13 protein-coding genes are annotated in these 15,298 nt (G+C 65.8%); 6 read left to right on the forward strand and 7 right to left on the reverse strand.

The genetic code is table 11. The features are described 5' to 3' along the window. The 3 genes from RT424_RS00735 to RT424_RS00745 all read right to left on the reverse strand — a co-directional run bounded on the left by RT424_RS00735 (window position 1) and on the right by RT424_RS00745 (window position 4,689). Window positions 1-1,257 (reverse strand): MFS transporter, encoded by a 1,257-nt coding sequence (locus RT424_RS00735; protein WP_313433748.1) that lies wholly within the window; start codon window positions 1,255-1,257, stop codon window positions 1-3. Window positions 1,258-1,375: 118 nt separating this feature from the next. Continuing rightward, window positions 1,376-2,257: an alpha/beta hydrolase gene (locus RT424_RS00740; RefSeq protein ID WP_313433750.1), complete on the reverse strand. Its 882-nt coding sequence runs from the start codon at window positions 2,255-2,257 to the stop codon at window positions 1,376-1,378. 77 nt (window positions 2,258-2,334) lie between these two features. Continuing rightward, on the reverse strand, window positions 2,335-4,689 hold the full coding sequence (locus RT424_RS00745) for a TonB-dependent receptor (RefSeq protein WP_409521415.1): 2,355 nt from the start codon (window positions 4,687-4,689) through the stop codon (window positions 2,335-2,337). Window positions 4,690-4,824: 135 nt separating this feature from the next. On the opposite strand from RT424_RS00745, the gene RT424_RS00750 reads away from it, so the two are divergent. From RT424_RS00750 to RT424_RS00770, 5 genes are all read left to right on the forward strand, one after another. Further along, window positions 4,825-5,511 (forward strand): TetR/AcrR family transcriptional regulator, encoded by a 687-nt coding sequence (locus tag RT424_RS00750; protein WP_409521409.1) that lies wholly within the window; start codon window positions 4,825-4,827, stop codon window positions 5,509-5,511. 263 nt (window positions 5,512-5,774) lie between these two features. Next, window positions 5,775-6,407, forward strand: coding sequence for a L,D-transpeptidase family protein (locus RT424_RS00755; protein ID WP_313433753.1), 633 nt, complete (start codon window positions 5,775-5,777; stop codon window positions 6,405-6,407). 64 nt (window positions 6,408-6,471) lie between these two features. Then, window positions 6,472-6,891 carry a group II truncated hemoglobin gene (locus RT424_RS00760; protein WP_313433755.1) on the forward strand — a complete coding sequence of 140 codons (420 nt, stop codon included), beginning with the start codon at window positions 6,472-6,474 and terminating at the stop codon, window positions 6,889-6,891. 89 nt (window positions 6,892-6,980) lie between these two features. Continuing rightward, window positions 6,981-7,655: a 4-carboxy-4-hydroxy-2-oxoadipate aldolase/oxaloacetate decarboxylase gene (gene ligK / locus RT424_RS00765; RefSeq protein ID WP_086491799.1), complete on the forward strand. Its 675-nt coding sequence runs from the start codon at window positions 6,981-6,983 to the stop codon at window positions 7,653-7,655. Beyond that, window positions 7,648-8,523: an amidohydrolase family protein gene (locus RT424_RS00770; protein ID WP_313433760.1), complete on the forward strand. Its 876-nt coding sequence runs from the start codon at window positions 7,648-7,650 to the stop codon at window positions 8,521-8,523. Before ligK ends, RT424_RS00770 begins: the two co-directional genes overlap by 8 nt. A 195-nt stretch (window positions 8,524-8,718) precedes the next feature. On the opposite strand, the gene fghA is transcribed toward RT424_RS00770, so the two are convergent. Both fghA and RT424_RS00780 read right to left on the reverse strand, forming a co-directional pair. Continuing rightward, the gene (gene fghA, locus RT424_RS00775; RefSeq protein WP_313433761.1) at window positions 8,719-9,549 is read right to left on the reverse strand and encodes an S-formylglutathione hydrolase; all 831 of its coding nucleotides are present in this window, start codon (window positions 9,547-9,549) and stop codon (window positions 8,719-8,721) included. Further along, a complete protein-coding gene (locus RT424_RS00780; protein WP_313433763.1) occupies window positions 9,549-10,661 on the reverse strand; it encodes an S-(hydroxymethyl)glutathione dehydrogenase/class III alcohol dehydrogenase in 1,113 nt (370 codons plus the stop codon). The genes fghA and RT424_RS00780 overlap by 1 nt, the downstream gene beginning before the upstream one ends. A 95-nt stretch (window positions 10,662-10,756) precedes the next feature. On the opposite strand from RT424_RS00780, the gene RT424_RS00785 reads away from it, so the two are divergent. Then, a complete protein-coding gene (locus RT424_RS00785) occupies window positions 10,757-11,650 on the forward strand; it encodes a LysR substrate-binding domain-containing protein (RefSeq protein WP_313433765.1) in 894 nt (297 codons plus the stop codon). A gap of 187 nt (window positions 11,651-11,837) precedes the next feature. Here RT424_RS00785 and mdoH read toward each other — a convergent pair whose 3' ends face one another. Together mdoH and RT424_RS00795 are read right to left on the reverse strand one after the other, a co-directional pair. Further along, on the reverse strand, window positions 11,838-13,658 hold the full coding sequence (gene mdoH, locus RT424_RS00790) for a glucans biosynthesis glucosyltransferase MdoH (RefSeq protein ID WP_313433767.1): 1,821 nt from the start codon (window positions 13,656-13,658) through the stop codon (window positions 11,838-11,840). Next, window positions 13,655-15,247: a glucan biosynthesis protein gene (locus RT424_RS00795; RefSeq protein ID WP_313433768.1), complete on the reverse strand. Its 1,593-nt coding sequence runs from the start codon at window positions 15,245-15,247 to the stop codon at window positions 13,655-13,657. Before RT424_RS00795 ends, mdoH begins: the two co-directional genes overlap by 4 nt. Between the last annotated feature and the right edge of the window lie 51 nt (window positions 15,248-15,298).

A 15,298-nucleotide genomic window follows, 5' to 3' on the forward strand; every position in this document is an offset into this window, starting at 1 on the left:
TCAGCGCTCCGCCACCCACTCCCGGCGCAAGGCGGGTCCGGCCAGGCTCATCAGCAGTGCGGCCAGCAGATAGAGGCCCAAGGCGAACAGCATGGAGAAGCGCAGAGACTCAGTGCCGTAGAACGGGGAAAGCGCCTTCGACAGCGCGCCTAGCGCATAGATACCGCCCCCCAGCCCGATCAGGTTGTTGATGAGCAGGAACAATGCCGAGGCGGTTGCGCGCGCGGGTGGTTCGACGAGGTGCTGGATGGCGCTCGTGACCGGCCCCAGCCAGACATAGGCGAGCGCCTGCGGCAGCAGGAACAGCAGGAAGGCCAGCGGCACGCTGGAGGTCCAGATGCCCCCGGCGAAAAGCGGCACGGCGACGACATAGGCCAGCGCCGGAACCCGTCCGTACCAGGCGCGGTCGGCCTTGCCGAGGCTGTCCGCGAGCAGCCCGCCCCCGAGCACGCCCACGGTCCCGCCGATCAGCAGCACCGCGCCGATGAACCAGGATGTCTCGACGAGATCGAGCCCGAAGCTGCGCTGGAGCAGGCTCGGCAACCAGAAGGCAAGGCCATAGCCCAGCATCGAACTGGACGCGGCGCCGAAGCTCAGCAGCCAGAACGCGCGCTTTCCGGCGAGCAGCGTGGCGACTTCGCGGAAGCGAACCGTGGGGGCTGCCGTTACCGGGCGCGGCTTGTCCTTGACCACCAGCTTGAACAACGGCGCGATCAGCAATCCGGCAAGGCCCACGGCGACGAAGGCCGCACGCCAGTCCACGCGCGCCGCGACGTAGCCGCCCGCCAGCACGCCCGCCGCCGAGCCGAGCGGAATGCCCAGGGAGTAGACCGAAAGCGCGAAGGCCCGCCGCTCGCTGGGGAAATGGTCGCCGATCACGGCATAGGACGGCGCCACTCCGCCCGCCTCCCCTACCCCGACGCCGAGCCGGGCGAGGAAGATGTGCCAGAACCCCGTCGCCGCGCCGCAAAGCCCGGTGAACAGGCTCCAGACCACCAGCGATACGGTGATGACCCAGGAACGGCTGGTCCTGTCCGCCAGCCAGGCGAGCGGCACGCCCAGCGTGGAATAGAGGATCGCGAAAGCCAGCCCACCCAGCATCCCCATCTGCGCATCGTCGAGCCCCAGTTCCTGCTGAATCGGCGCGGCCAGGATCGCGAGGATCTGGCGGTCCACGAAATTGAAGATGTAGACCAGTAGCAGCATCGCCAGCACCAGTCGGGGCGAGGCGCTGCGGGCTGTGTTTTCGTGGCTCATCGCGTTCATCTCTTTCGTCGTCCCGGACTTGATCCGGGACCGCTGGCCGGGAACAGCCCATTTCCCGGCAAGGTGCTCCACTGCTCCCGCCCGCCTAAAGACCGCCAGCGGTCCCGGATCAAGTCCGGGACGACGGTATGTGCTCGCGCAGGAACGCAGAGATCGCGCCCAGCGCGGGCAGTTCGTCAAGGAGCGGCGCATGGCCCACGCGGGGCACCTCCACGGCTGCGAAGGCGCCCGAATGGCGCGCCGCCATCTCTCGCACGGTCTCGACGGACAGGAGGTCGGACAGGGCTCCGCGTACCACCAGCACCGGCGCCGCATCGAGCAAGTCCCACAAGGGCCAGAGGTCGGCCGGCACCGTCTGCGGCGCGTCCCCGTCGATACTTTTCGCGATCGCCGGATCGTAAGCGAAGGAAACGGTGCCATCCGCGTTCTCCCGGCAGGTTCGCCGCGCGAAGGCCAGCCACTCGGCATCTCCGAAGTCCGGGAATGCCGCCGCGTTGATCGCCCGGCACCGCGCCGCGGCGGCTTGCCATGTAGGCATCGTCGCTCCCGGCCCGACATAACCCTGGATGCGCGCCAGCCCCGCCGGATCGAGCACCGGGCCGATGTCGTTGAACACGAAGCCGCTGGCGAGGTCGGGCCTGAGCGCGTTCATCACCATGGCCATGAGCCCGCCCATCGAGGTCCCGATCAGGCAGACCCGCGCAATGCCCAGGCTGTCCAGCAAGGCCAGCATGTCCTGCGCGTAGACATCGGGCCGGTATTGCGACGGGTCGGAATCCCATTCGGACAGCCCCCGCCCCCGCTGGTCCGGCACGAGGAGCCGGTAACGCCCGGCAAGATGGGCCGCGAGCGGTTCGAAATCGGCAGCGTTGCGGGTCAACCCGTGCATCAGCAACAGCACCGGCGCCCCGGCCTCCCGCGCCGGATATTCGCGCGCGGACAGGTCCAGCCTCCCGCAGGCGCTGCGGTAGCTATGGAGGCGATATTCCATGGCGGGCAATGTCCTTTCGCCGCTAAACAAGCGGATGACAGGCCTCGCCTTCCCCCGGCGAGGCCCATCCGGCGTGATCAGAATTCCAGCGTGCCGGTGACGAAGACCTGACGCGGATTGCCGTAGAACGCGGTCAGCGTTCCCTCCTTGCCGAGTGTCGGGATCAAGCCGCCGCTGGGACTGCGCAGGATCGTGCCCGTCACCGGATCGGCTCCGATGAAGGTATAGCCCGAAGTCTTGTATTCCTTGTCGAGGATGTTCTTGCCGTGGACGCCCAGGCTCCAGCGGCCGCCCGGCGCGGTGTAGACCAGGCTGGCGTCGAGCAGGGCATAGGCCTTCTGGTCGATGTAGGGGTTGGGCACTTCGAACTGATAGGTCTTGCTGCGGTAGGACAGCGTGGTGTTGAACGAGACGTCGCCCTCGCCCACCGGCGTGTTGTAGGACAGCGTCGCGCTGCCATTCCACTTCGGTGTGTTCTGCACCTTGCGGAAATCGGCCACGTCCACCGGTCCCTGCCCCGGAATCTGGGTGATGTATTCCTTGTAGCGGGCATGGATGTAGCCCAGCGAGCCCGAGAGATTCACCCGGTCTCCGGATATGGCAAGGTTCTGCGCCAGGCGCGCGTTGGCCTCGAACTCCACGCCGTCGATCTTGACCTTGCCGGCATTGGTGATGACGCCGCAGAAGCTGGGAACACCGGCGATGGTGCAGCCAGATGATCCAGGGATCTGCACGTCCTTGTAGTCCATGTGGAAGGCCGCCAGCGCCACGTAGAGCCCGCCGTCGAACAGGTTGCCCTTGTATCCGATCTCGTAGCTATCGACCGTTTCCGGATCGAAGCTGAGGTAATCGGCCACCTCGCTGTCTTCGCGAATGCCGTCTCCGTTGAGGTCGGGCGCATTGACGCCGACGCCGCGCGGGTCGAAGCCGCCGCCCTTGAAGCCTTGCGAGAAGCTGGCGTAAAGGTTGTGATCCGGCGTCGGCTTGAAGCTCAGCGAGGCGCGCGGGGTAAACTTCTTGAACACCGCCTTGCCCGAGAAGTCCGTGCTCGGCGCTCCGGACGGCACGCCCTGCCCGCCGAAGACCGGCGAACCGCCGCCGAGATAGTTCTGGCGCAGAATCTGCGCCTTGCGCTCGTCCCAGGTATAGCGGCCACCCACCGCCAGGCTGAGCTGATCGGTGAAGTCGAAAGTGAAGTCTCCAAAGATGGCCCAAGTGCTGGTGTCCACGTCGGCCTGGGTGAAGGCGGTGAGGCCGTTGACGGCGGTGAAAAGCCGCACGTCGAAAGCCGTGTCGGCCTTGGCGCCCAGATAGTAGGCGCCGATCATGCCCTGGAGCCAACTGCCGTTGTCATAGAGCAGCTGGAATTCCTGGCTGACCTGCTCGTTGTTGTAGAAGGCCGGCACATCGACATCGACGGCGGGCAGCGCGTCGAAATCGATAGGAGATGCGCTCTTGTCCTTGCGCCAGGCGCTGATCGAGCGGAACGTCAGAGCGTCCGTCAGCTCGGCGCTGGCATTGATCGCGAAACCATAGGCCTTCACGTCCTGCCGGGGGTCGATGAGGCCGCCCTGGCTGTCGAACACGTCGTCCAGCACCGGCGTGCCGGAAACCATGCCGGGGATCAGGCGGTGGCCGCCACGCGTGTTCGACTTGTCGCGCGTGTAGTCGCCGGAAATGCGGATCAGCACGGGCTGGCCTTTGCCGCCGATCTCCACCGTGCCGCGCCCGGCCCAGATGTCCTTGTTGTAGTTGTCCTCGCCGGTGGTCAGGTTCTTGCCGAAGCCCCCGCGCGACAGGCGCGCCACCGAGCCGCCGACGCGCAGAAGATCGCTGATCGGGGCGGAGACGGTCAGCACGCCGTCGGCCTGGTCGTAAGTGCCGTATGTGCCGCGCAGCTTGAGCGAGAAGTGGTCGGGCAGTTCGCGGGTGACGTACTTCACGGCGCCGCCGATGGTATTGCGGCCGTAGAGCGTGCCCTGCGGGCCGCGCAGCACCTCGATGCGCTCCACGTCGTAGATGTCGAGCACTGCGGCCTGTGGGCGGTTCAGATAGACGTCGTCGAGATAGATGCCCACGCCCTGCTCGAAGCCGGACACCGGATCCTGCTGGCCGATGCCGCGAATGAAGGCGGAAAGCGTGGAGTTGGTCCCGCGCGAGACTTCCAGCGTGACGTTGGGCGTGGACTGGGCGATGTCGGTAATGTCGAGCGCGCCGGACTTGGCGAGCTGGTCGCCGCTGAAGCTGGTGACGGCGATCGGCACGTCCACCAGCCGCTCCTCGCGGCGGCGGGCGGTTACGACGATCTCGCCGGTGCTCACCTCCTCGGCAGTAGACGGCGTATCGGCTTGTTGCTGCTGAGCGAAAGCGGGTGCCGCTACACCCAAACTCGTTACCAGCGCCAGGCGACTCGCCCAGCCACCGATCCCCATGCTGCGGAAACGCGCCTTCTGCATCTGATACTCCCATCGCACTCTAGTGGTGTTGCGGTCTCAGTATCGAAACATGAACCACCTTTCAATATTGAAGGTTTGCCACGCCGCCGATATGGGTCTAGCTGTGCTTTTGTGACCACAGACCAAGCGCCCCAGGATACGAAGATTTCGCGGCCGGAGATTTCGCGAGAGCCGGCCATTTCGGCGAAAGTTCCCCGCACGGAGCGCGGGCGGCGCACCTTGCGCAAGCTGCTCGACGCCGCCGCGGTCGAATTCGGCGAGAACGGTTTCCACGAAGCCTCGATTACCGGGATCACCCGGCGAGCCGGCACCGCGCTCGGCAGCTTCTACACCTACTTCGATTCCAAGGACGAAATCTTCCGCGCCCTGGTGGACGATCTCAGCGGCAAAGTGCGCGAGGCGGCGCGCGAGGCCCTTCGCGAGCCCCTTCCCGCGCTGGAAACCGAACAGGCCGCACTCGCCGCGTTCCTGCGCTTCGCCCGTGAGCACAAGGAAATCTACCGCATCATCGACGAGTGCGAGTTCGTCGATCCGGCCAGCTTTCGCATCCACTACGAATCGACCGCGCGCCGCATCCGCGAACGCCTTTCTGAAGGCGCCCGCAAAGGCGAGTTGCGCGAAGGATTGGGCGAGGCCCATGCCTGGGCGATCATGGGTATGAACGTGTTTCTGGGCCTGCGCTATGCCGTCTGGTCGAACGAGGGAACGCCGGAGAGCCTTGCCGAACTGGCGAACTCCATCCTGCGCGAAGGCATTGCGGTGCGGGATGGGGATGAGCAGGACAGTGACAAGAGCTGACCTATCGCCCACCACTCCGTCATCCTGAACTTGGTTCAGGATTTATTTCTGACCATCAACGGCGGCTCAATCGGCAAGATGGATCCTGAACCAAGTTCAGGATGACGAGTGCGTTACCCTAAGCGATTTCAGGTCCCCCACGTTAATCTTTGCCCTCCGCCAGTCCCCTTGCGGGACATCGCGCAGAGCGCGCTGGCCATCGCCGCGGCCATGCGCGATGTCAGGCTGGTGAAAACCACCGAACCGACAGGACACCCCTCCTCGTGAATGCCCGCCTCCTGCTCGCCTCCGGTGCGCTTGCGATTGCCGTGATCGTCGGCGTCTTCGCGCTGTCTTCCTCGAAGACGGGAACGACGATCGCGCAGGTCACCCCAACTCCTACCAAGGCGCCGGTCGCCGTTGCAAAGCCTGCGGCCCCGCCAAAGGAAGAGCCTTTCGTCATCAAGCGCATCCTGCCGATCGAGGGCGCGATCAAGTACGGCGACTGGCACTGGGACGATGCGCAAGTCCCGGCCGGTCAGATCGTCGTGACCGTGGACCTCGACGCGCGGGTGCTCTCGGTGTTCCGGGGCGGCTACGAGATCGGCGCCACCGCCGTCCTGCTCGGCACCGAGGACAAGCCCACTCCGCTTGGCGTCTTCCCGATCACGCAGAAGGACAAGGACCACGTCTCCAACATCTACACCGGCGCGCCGATGCCCTACATGCAGCGGCTGACCAACGACGGCATCACCCTCCACGGCTCTGACGTGGCGCTGGGCTATGCCAGCCACGGCTGCGTCGGCATGCCGGTGGATTTCGCCGCCAAGCTCTTCGCCACGACGAAGCTGGGCGACAAGGTGTACATCACACGCGGCAAGCAGGTGGGCCTGGGGGACAGTCTTACCGAGGGGTAGAGCGCCCCGTCATCCTCAACGCCCACCTTGCGCATGCTGCCGCGATGCCCGAAGACCCGCCACGATGACCGAAACCAGCCTCTACGACCGCATCGGCGGCGCCGCGACGATCGACGCCCTGGTCGACAGCTTCTACGCCCGCATGGACCAACTGGACGAAGCGCGCACCATTCGCGCCATGCACCCGCAGGATCTCGCCCCACTGGGACAGGTTCTGAAAGACTACCTGTCGGAATGGCTCGGCGGCCCGGCGCTGTTCTCTCCGGTGCGCGGCCATCCGCGCATGCGCCAGCGCCACCTGCGGGTACCGATCGACTCCGCCGCGCGCGACGCCTGGCTGCTCTGCATGCGCGGCGCGCTGGCCGAGACGGTGGCCGACGAACAGCCCCGCGCCGCCATTGACGAATCGATGGCCCGGCTTGCCGACTGGATGAGAAATGTCCCCGACACGGAACCCGCCGAAACCACGATTAGCCAGAACTAATCGGCGCCAAAGCCAATCCCCTTCGCCTTTCCTGCGGCTTCCGGCCTAGAATGACGGCCTGAAATTCCGATAATGCAGGAGAGCACGTGATGAGTGGTATCGTCGTCCAGAACATCGAGCGGGCCGACCCCGCGGTGATCGACGGCCTCGCCAAGTGCGGCGTCGCAACCGTCCATGAAGCCCAAGGCCGCACCGGGCTTCTCGCCAGCTATATGACCCCGATCTATCGCGGCGCGCGCATCGCCGGCTCGGCGGTGACCATCAGCGCACCTCCGGGCGACAACTGGATGGTCCACGTCGCCATCGAGCAGCTCAAGGAAGGCGACGTGCTGCTCCTCGCCCCGACCAGCCCCTGCGAGGACGGCTATTTCGGCGATCTCCTGGCCACCAGCGCCATCGCGCGCGGCTGCCGGGGCCTGATCATCGACGCCGGCGTGCGCGACGTGCGCGACCTTACCGAGATGGAATTCCCGGTCTGGTCCAAGGCGATCTACGCGCAGGGCACCGTCAAGAACACCCTCGGCTCGGTCAACGTCCCGGTCGTCTGCGCCAATGCCGCCGTGAATCCCGGCGACGTGATCGTGGCCGACGATGACGGCGTGGTCGTGGTGCCGCGTGAAAAGGCCGCCGAAGTGCTCGCCGCCGCGCAGGCCCGCGAAGCCAACGAAGGCGAAAAGCGCGAAAAGCTGGCCGCAGGCGTGCTCGGCCTCGACATGTACAAGATGCGCGAGCGCCTCGAAAAGGAAGGCCTCAAGTATGTCTGAGCGGATCACCTCGTGGCACGCGGCCCCGAGCAAGCCGCTCTACACGCCGCCCGCAGGCGCCGTTGACGCGCATTGCCACGTCTTCGGCCCGATGGCGCAGTTCCCGTTCAGCGCCAAGGCTAAGTACCTCCCCGAGGATGCCGGGCCGGACAAGCTCTTCGCCCTGCGCGATCACCTGGGCTTCGCCCGCAACGTGATCGTGCAGGCGAGCTGCCACGGCACCGACAACGCCGCGACGCTGGACGCCATCGCCAAGTCGGACGGAAAGGCACGCGGCGTGGCCGTGGTCGATCCGGCGATCTCCGACGCGGAACTCGCGGCGCTGCATGAAGGCGGCATTCGCGGCATCCGCTTCAACTTCCTGAAGCGCCTCGTCGACGATGCGCCGAAGGACAAGTTCCTCGAAGTCGCCGGTCGCCTGCCCGAAGGCTGGCACGTCGTGATCTACTTCGAGGCCGACATCCTCGACGAAATGCGCGCCTTCATCGACGCGATCCCCGTACCGGTCGTGATCGACCACATGGGCCGCCCGGACGTGACCCAGGGCCCTGACGGCGCGGACATGACAGCGTTCCGCGCCCTGCTCGATTCGCGCGAGGACATCTGGTTCAAGGCCACCTGCCCCGACCGCCTCGACCCGACGAATGACCCGTGGGACAAGTTTGCCGAAGCGGTCGCGCCGCTGGTGGCGGACTACCCGGACCGCGTGCTCTGGGGCACCGACTGGCCGCACCCGAACATGCAGGACAACATCCCGGACGACGGCCACCTGGTCGACATGATCCCCCGCATCGCACCTACGGAAGCGCTTCAGCAGAAGCTGCTCGTGACCAATCCGATGCGGCTTTACTGGCCCGAAGAGCTTTAAAGGTTAAGGGAAAAGCAGGGGAGCATAGCCCCCCTGCACCCCCAATACTTTCTCGGCGTGCCCCGCACTCGCGGTCGGCGCGCCGATTGCGTCGGGAGACATAAAGCCTGCGGCGCAGGGAGCGCGGAACAGGTAGGTAGCGCGCAAGGTAGACATTCCGAGGGTCCGGGGGATCATCCCCCGGGTCTTCCTCTTCTACTTCAACCTTTCCGCATGCCAGCCCACATGCTCGGCCATGAACGTCGAGATGAAGTAGTACGAATGGTCGTACCCCTCCTGCATCCGGATCGTCGCTGGCTGTCCGGCCTTGGCGCAAGCCTCTTCCAGCAGATTCGTCTTCAACTGACCTTCAAGGAAGCCGTCCGCCAAGCCCTGATCCACCAGCAGATCCGGCAGGCGCGCGCCATCCTCGATCAGTGCGCAGGCGTCGTACTCACGCCATGCTGCGCGGTCCGCGCCGATGTAACCCGTCAGCGCCTTCTCGCCCCAGGGGCAATTGAGCGGCGAGACGATCGGCGCAAAGGCGCTGACCGAGCGGAACCGCGAAGGATCGCGCAAGGCTATCGTCAGTGCGCCGTGGCCGCCCATCGAGTGGCCGGTAATGCCCTGCCGCGCCATGTCGGCGGGGAAGTGCTCGGCGATCACGGCGGGGAGTTCGATTTCCAGATAGGAGCGCATCCGGAAGTTCGCGCTCCACGGTGCCTGCGTCGCATCGACGTAAAAGCCCGCGCCCTTGCCGAAGTCGTAGCCTTCGTCGTCGGGCACATCGTCGCCGCGTGGAGAGGTGTCCGGCGCGACGAGGATCACGCCATGCTCGGCGCAGGCGCGGCGGAACTCGCCTTTTTCGGTGACGTTGGCGTGGGTGCAGGTCAGCCCCGAAAGGAACCACAGCACCGGCAGCTTCGTGCCCGGCGCATGCTCCGGCACGAAGACCGAAAAGGTCATCTCCGTGCTGGTCTCGGCGGAGGCGTGGGTGTAGACACCCTGCACTCCGCCGAACGCCTTGTTGGTCGAAACCGTCTCCATCAGAACACGACGACCGAGCGGATCGACTTGCCTTCATGCATCAGGTCGAAGGCGGTGTTGATCTCTTCCAGGCCCATGACGTGGGTGATCATCGGGTCGATCTCGATCTTGCCGGTCATGTACATGTCGACGATCTTCGGCACATCGGTACGGCCCTTGGCCCCGCCGAACGCGGTGCCGCGCCAATTGCGCCCCGTCACGAGCTGGAACGGGCGCGTCTCGATGGTCTTGCCCGCTTCGGCCACGCCGATCACGATCGAGGTGCCCCAGCCGCGATGGCAGGCTTCCAGTGCGGTGCGCATCACTTCGGTGTTGCCGGTGGCGTCGAAAGTGTAGTCCGCACCGCCGTCGGTCATCAGCACGATCCTGGCGACCACGTCTTCGCGGCTCATGCCCTTGGTATTGAGGAAGTCGGTCATGCCGAAGCGGCGGCCCCATTCCTCACGGTCCGGGTTTATGTCCACGCCGATGATCTTGTTGGCACCGGCGAGGCGCGCACCCTGGATCACGTTCAGGCCGATGCCGCCGAGGCCGAAGACCACCACGTTGTCGCCCACCTGCACCTTGGCAGTGTTGATGACCGCGCCGACGCCGGTGGTGACGCCGCAGCCGATGTAGCACGAGGACTGGAACGGCGCGTCTTCACGGATCTTAGCGACGGCGATCTCGGGCAACACAGTGAAGTTCGAGAAGGTCGAGCAGCCCATGTAGTGATAGATCGGCTGGCCCTTGTAGGAAAAGCGCGTGGTGCCGTCCGGCATCAGGCCCTTGCCCTGCGTGGCGCGGATCGCGGTGCAGAGGTTGGTCTTGCCCGAAAGGCACGACTTACACTGGCGGCATTCCGGAGTGTAGAGCGGGATCACGTGATCGCCCGGCACCACCGAGGTGACGCCCGCGCCCACTTCGCGCACGATGCCCGCGCCTTCGTGGCCGAGCACGCTGGGGAAGATCCCCTCGCTGTCGAAACCGTCCAGCGTATAGGCATCGGTATGACAGATGCCGGTCGCCATGATCTCGACCAGAACCTCACCCGCCTTGGGGCCTTCCAGGTCCAGTTCGACGATTTCGAGCGGCTTCTTGGCCTCGAAGGCGACGGCGGCGCGGGTCTTCATGGGTATGCTCCTTGAATGTCTTGCGCGCTTTGTAAAACCGGACGGTGCTGTGATAAAGCGCTCGTTCTGAAAAGGATTATCACCGTACGGGGACAATGATGCTGGGCCAGTGGGATGGTATCGAGGAATTCGTGATGGTGGCCCGCCACGGCAGCTTCACGCTGGCGGCGGAGGCCTATGGCGCCTCGGTCACACATATGAGCCGGGCGCTGGCGCGGCTGGAAGCCCGGCTTCAGGTCCAGCTGATGCTGCGCACCACACGCACGCTGCGGCTGACGGAAACGGGGCAGATCTTCCTCGAAACCTGCCGCCGCCTGATCGAGGAGCGCGACGAAGCCATCGCCGCGATCACCTCTCAAGGCGAGCCGCGCGGGCACTTGCGCGTCACCTGCTCCTACGCGCTGGGCGAGAAGTTCGTGGCGCCGCTGGTGCGCGAACTCTCGCAAGCCTTCCCGGCGATCTCGGTAACGCTGGACCTCGACAATTCGCTCGTGGACCTCATCGCCGAAGGGTACGATCTCGCCATCCGCACGGGCCATCTGGAGGACTCGCGACTGGTAGCGACGCGCGTCGCCAGCCGGGCGCTGGTGACGCTGGCCTCGCCCGCCTACCTCGATGCGCGGGGAAGACCTGGCGATATAGCCGAACTGTCTCGCCACGAATGCCTCATAGGTTCGGCGGCGCAGTGGCATTTCCGAGGCGGCCGAAGCTTTCGCCCGCAAGGCCGCTGGCGGTGCAACAGCGGCAACGCCCTGCTGGAAGCGGCGCTATCGGACATGGGCATCTGCCAGTTGCCGGCGTTCTATCTGGGCGACCACGTCTCCGCCGGACGGCTCGAGCCGGTACTGGCCGCGCTGGCACCGGAAGAGGAGCCGATCTGGGCCGTCTATCCGCAAAGGCGGCATCTCTCGCCCAAAGTGGGAGCATTGGTGGAGCACTTGCGGGCGCAGCTTCCGATGCGGTTGGCCGAAGCGAGTGCTCAGGCGTAAGCCGTGTAATTCGAGGGGTATATTTTGTCGTCCCGGACTTGATCCGGGACCGCTGGCCTTGCCACGCCCAACCCTCGGCAGGGCGCATGTCTGTCAGGTAGCGCCTAAAGACTCGCCAGCGGTCCCGGATCAGGTCCGGGACGACGTTATCTTCTGCACAATCTTCTACGTTATCTTCTGCGACGCCCTACCCGATCACCAGCGGCGGCGTGCCGTCTTCTTCCGCATCGTCGTTGGCATGCTCCACCGGATCGTCGATCGTCGGCGCAGGCACGCGGAAGTAGCCAAGCCGCTCCGCGCGATCGCCGATCTGCTGGCTTGACGTCAGGCTGATAAGCCAGGGCGAAGCGAGCAGGCCCAGGGTCAGCGGCGACAGCCAGAGCGCGGTTATCGGATCGATCAACACCGTGGCGGCGAAAAGCAGACCGAGCGCGATATGCTCCTTGAGGTCCGGCAGCACCTCGCGCACCGAAATGCGGCGCGCGTCGCGGTCCTGGGTGTTCCAGTGAACCGGAATGCCCAGCGCCAGGCCGACCAGCGCCTTGACCTGCATGACCATCGTCACCGGCGCGAGCAGGATCGCCAGCGGCACTTCCAACGCGACAGAGCGCAGGACGCCGCCAAACCCGCCGAAGCTGCGGCGGCGCTTGCCGTCGGCCAGAACCCAGATCGTGCCCATCGCCTTGGGGCCGAACAGCAGCAGCACGGTAAGCCAGAGCACGCTCGGCGGCGTCACCACGCCCAGCAGCTGCCCACCCTTGCTGGCCGCAGCCTGCGCGATCGAGGTCAGCAGCAGCAGCAGCCAGCCCGACGACGTCAGGTAGGCAGAGGCGCCGATCAGCAGGTGCAGGCGGCTCGCCCAGTGCAGGCCAGAGGCATCGAGCAGGCGCAGATGCTGGAGGTTGCCCTGCATCCAGCGCCGGTCGCGGATCGCGTGGTCGACGATGGTGGGCGGGAATTCCTCGTAGCTGCCGTCGATCATGACCATGTGAACGGCCCAGCCCCGGCGGCGGAGCAGTGCGGATTCGAGCATGTCGTGGCTGAGGATGTGTCCGCCGAACGGCGGCTTGCCCGGAAGCTCCGGCAGCCCGCAAGCCTCCGCGAAGGCACGGGTGCGCACGATCGCGTTGTGCCCCCAGAAGTTCGATTCCGCACCCGACCACCAGAGCAGGCCTGCCGAGGCGATCGGCCCGTAGGCGTCGCTGGCGAAGCGCATCCAGCGCTGGAAGACCGTGTGGGCATTGATGATCATCGGCACGGTCTGGAGCAGGCCGATGGAGGGCCGCTCTTCCATGATCGCCGCCATGCCGACGATGGCATCGCCGCTCATCAGCGAATCCGCGTCGAGGATCAGCATGTTCTCGTAGGCCCCGCCGAAGCGCTGGACCCATTCCGCGATATTGCCGGGCTTGCGCGCGATGTTCTTCTCGCGGCGGCGGTAATAGACGTTGATCGGCGCCTCTGCGGCGATCTCGCGCCAGGCCGCTTCCTCACGCTTGCCGTGGAAGGCATTGGAATCGCTGAGCACGAAGAAGTCGATCCACTCGGCCGCGCCCGCCGCGGCGATCGAATTGGTCATGGCGCGCACCCGGCCGAACGTCGCCTCCACGCTCTCGTTGTAGACCGGCATCAGCACGGCGGTGCGATGGCGCAGCGACGAGGCCGGGCTTGGGATCGCGGTAAAGCCGGGATGCTTGCCGCTGATGAGCTGGAGAAAGCCTATCATCGACGTCACGAAGCCGAAGGAAATCCAGCAGAACAGCGGCACGAAGAACAGCAGCAGGATCACGTCGATCACGCCGAGCCCATCGCGCGACAAGGCAAAGCGCACTTCGCTCGAGGCGGCGAGGCCGATCATGGCCGTCAGCGCGATCAGCAGCAGGCGTTTCACCAGCATGCCATGCGGGCTGGTGGCGACGGCGATCGTGCCGGGCGCGATGCCGTCCAGATCCTGGATCGGCATCGCCAGCGGCGCTTCCGCCGGAAGCGGGTTGAGGGCGCGGTTCATGGCTGAACTCCCTGGATTACCGTCTCACTGAGCGCCTGCTCGCCCCCCGACTTGCTTGTGCGCTTCAGATATAGCCTGAATTCCGGAGCAGGGACAGCCGATGGCAGCACGTCCAGCGTCACGCGCCAGCGGCCTTCCTGTCCCGCCACCGGATAGGCGGCGGCATGCAGCAGAGCCTTGGGCGGCAGGTTGGTGGCCGCGGTTACGCCGCTGTCGCGAGTCAGGCCCTTGAGCGCCGGGCCTTCGAAATCGAACACGAACTTGCGCGCTTCCTGTCCGCCGGGCGTATCGCCCGGACGGCCTGCCCGCCCCTGCCAGCTGTCGACACAGCGCGCCGTGGTGCCAAGCGTCGGATCCTGCGAAGTCCAATTCAGGCGATAGGAAAACTCGCGGCTTTGCCCCGCCTTCGCCGGCTGGTCGGAAACCCAGAAGGCGGCGATGTTGTCCTGCGTCTCCGCATCCGTGGGCATGCGATAGAGCATCACCGTGCCCGCGCCCCAGTCTCCCTGCGGCTCGACCCATAGCGAGGGGCGGCGGTCGTAATAGGCGCCGTCATCCTGGTAATGATCGAAGGCCTGATCGCGCTGGAGCAGCCCGAAGCCCTTCACATGATCCGCCCGCAATGCATTGGTGCGGTTCACCGAAGGGTTGGATAGAGGCACCCAGATCCGCTCGCCGCTCCCGGACCAGAGGGCCAGCCCGTCCGAATCGTGAATTTCCGGGCGCCAGTCGTCTCGCTTTGCGGAATCCGACTGGTCGTACCAAAACATGCTGGTGATCGGTGCGGCGCCCAGGCGTTCGATGTTGCGGCGGAAGAACAGCGCGGCGCGCACGTCCTGCGTCACCCCGGCCCCCGCGCCGGATCCGGCCTTGCGGCAATCGAAGGCGTAGGCTCCGGTCAGGCTCGGCCCGTCGAGCAGGGCGTGGATGCGGACGTGATCCGCGCCCAGGTTCTCGATCCAGAACTCCGTGAAGGAGGGGAACTCCTCAGCCTTGGGCAGCGCGGTGTCCACCGCGATACCCCTTGCCGAAAGCCCGTACTGGTCGCGCGAACCGGATGCCCGGAAATAGGATGCGCCGAGATAGGCCATCCAGTCCGATCGCTGGTCGGCGGTCATGACCCGGAAGCCGGCCGGGTCCGCCGCCTTGTCGCCCACGAAAAGCCCGCGCGCGTCGAGAAGCTCACGTGCGCTGCCGTTCTCCACGAGGTGAAGCTTGACGGCGTGAGGAGATGTTCCCTTCGCGGCCGGAAACAGGCGGACGTTGCCACCCAGTGCCTGTGCCTGCCCGTAAGTCAACTTGCCCACAGCGTCGAAGTCGGCCACGGCGCGTGAAGAGATGCCGGGCGCGGCCCAGGGGCTGGCAGCCAGGGCGCGGGCCTGTTGAACCAGACCGTCCCAGGAGAACGGCCTCGCCGCAGCAAATTTCGGCTGCACGGCTGCCTCCGCCAGGCGCGGAAAGGCCGCAACGCCGGCCATCAAAGCCAGAATACCGGCAAACTGGCGGCGAGCGAACGTTCCCTGGGCGGGGAACAAATCGGCCTCTTGCCGCGCTTCTGGGCTGGAGCCCCTCATGTTCGTCTGGTTCATGCGGTCAATACGCATGGACGAAACCAAAGTTTCGTTCCTGCGTCGCAACGG

The organism is Novosphingobium sp. (assembly GCF_032093395.1).
In the GTDB taxonomy this organism is placed as follows: domain Bacteria; phylum Pseudomonadota; class Alphaproteobacteria; order Sphingomonadales; family Sphingomonadaceae; genus Novosphingobium.

Excerpts from the sequence above, each read along its gene's own strand:
- RT424_RS00780 (WP_313433763.1), bottom strand. The coding sequence starts at position 10,661 with ATGAAGACCCGCGCCGCCGTCGCCTTCGAGGCCAAGAAGCCGCTCGAA.
- ligK (WP_086491799.1), top strand. The coding sequence starts at position 6,981 with ATGAGTGGTATCGTCGTCCAGAACATCGAGCGGGCCGACCCCGCGGTG.
- RT424_RS00735 (WP_313433748.1), bottom strand. The coding sequence starts at position 1,257 with ATGAGCCACGAAAACACAGCCCGCAGCGCCTCGCCCCGACTGGTGCTG.
- mdoH (WP_313433767.1), bottom strand. The coding sequence starts at position 13,658 with ATGAACCGCGCCCTCAACCCGCTTCCGGCGGAAGCGCCGCTGGCGATG.
- RT424_RS00745 (WP_409521415.1), bottom strand. The coding sequence starts at position 4,689 with ATGGGGATCGGTGGCTGGGCGAGTCGCCTGGCGCTGGTAACGAGTTTG.
- RT424_RS00760 (WP_313433755.1), top strand. The coding sequence starts at position 6,472 with ATGACCGAAACCAGCCTCTACGACCGCATCGGCGGCGCCGCGACGATC.
- fghA (WP_313433761.1), bottom strand. The coding sequence starts at position 9,549 with ATGGAGACGGTTTCGACCAACAAGGCGTTCGGCGGAGTGCAGGGTGTC.
- RT424_RS00795 (WP_313433768.1), bottom strand. The coding sequence starts at position 15,247 with ATGAACCAGACGAACATGAGGGGCTCCAGCCCAGAAGCGCGGCAAGAG.
- RT424_RS00770 (WP_313433760.1), top strand. The coding sequence starts at position 7,648 with ATGTCTGAGCGGATCACCTCGTGGCACGCGGCCCCGAGCAAGCCGCTC.
- RT424_RS00740 (WP_313433750.1), bottom strand. The coding sequence starts at position 2,257 with ATGGAATATCGCCTCCATAGCTACCGCAGCGCCTGCGGGAGGCTGGAC.
- RT424_RS00785 (WP_313433765.1), top strand. The coding sequence starts at position 10,757 with ATGATGCTGGGCCAGTGGGATGGTATCGAGGAATTCGTGATGGTGGCC.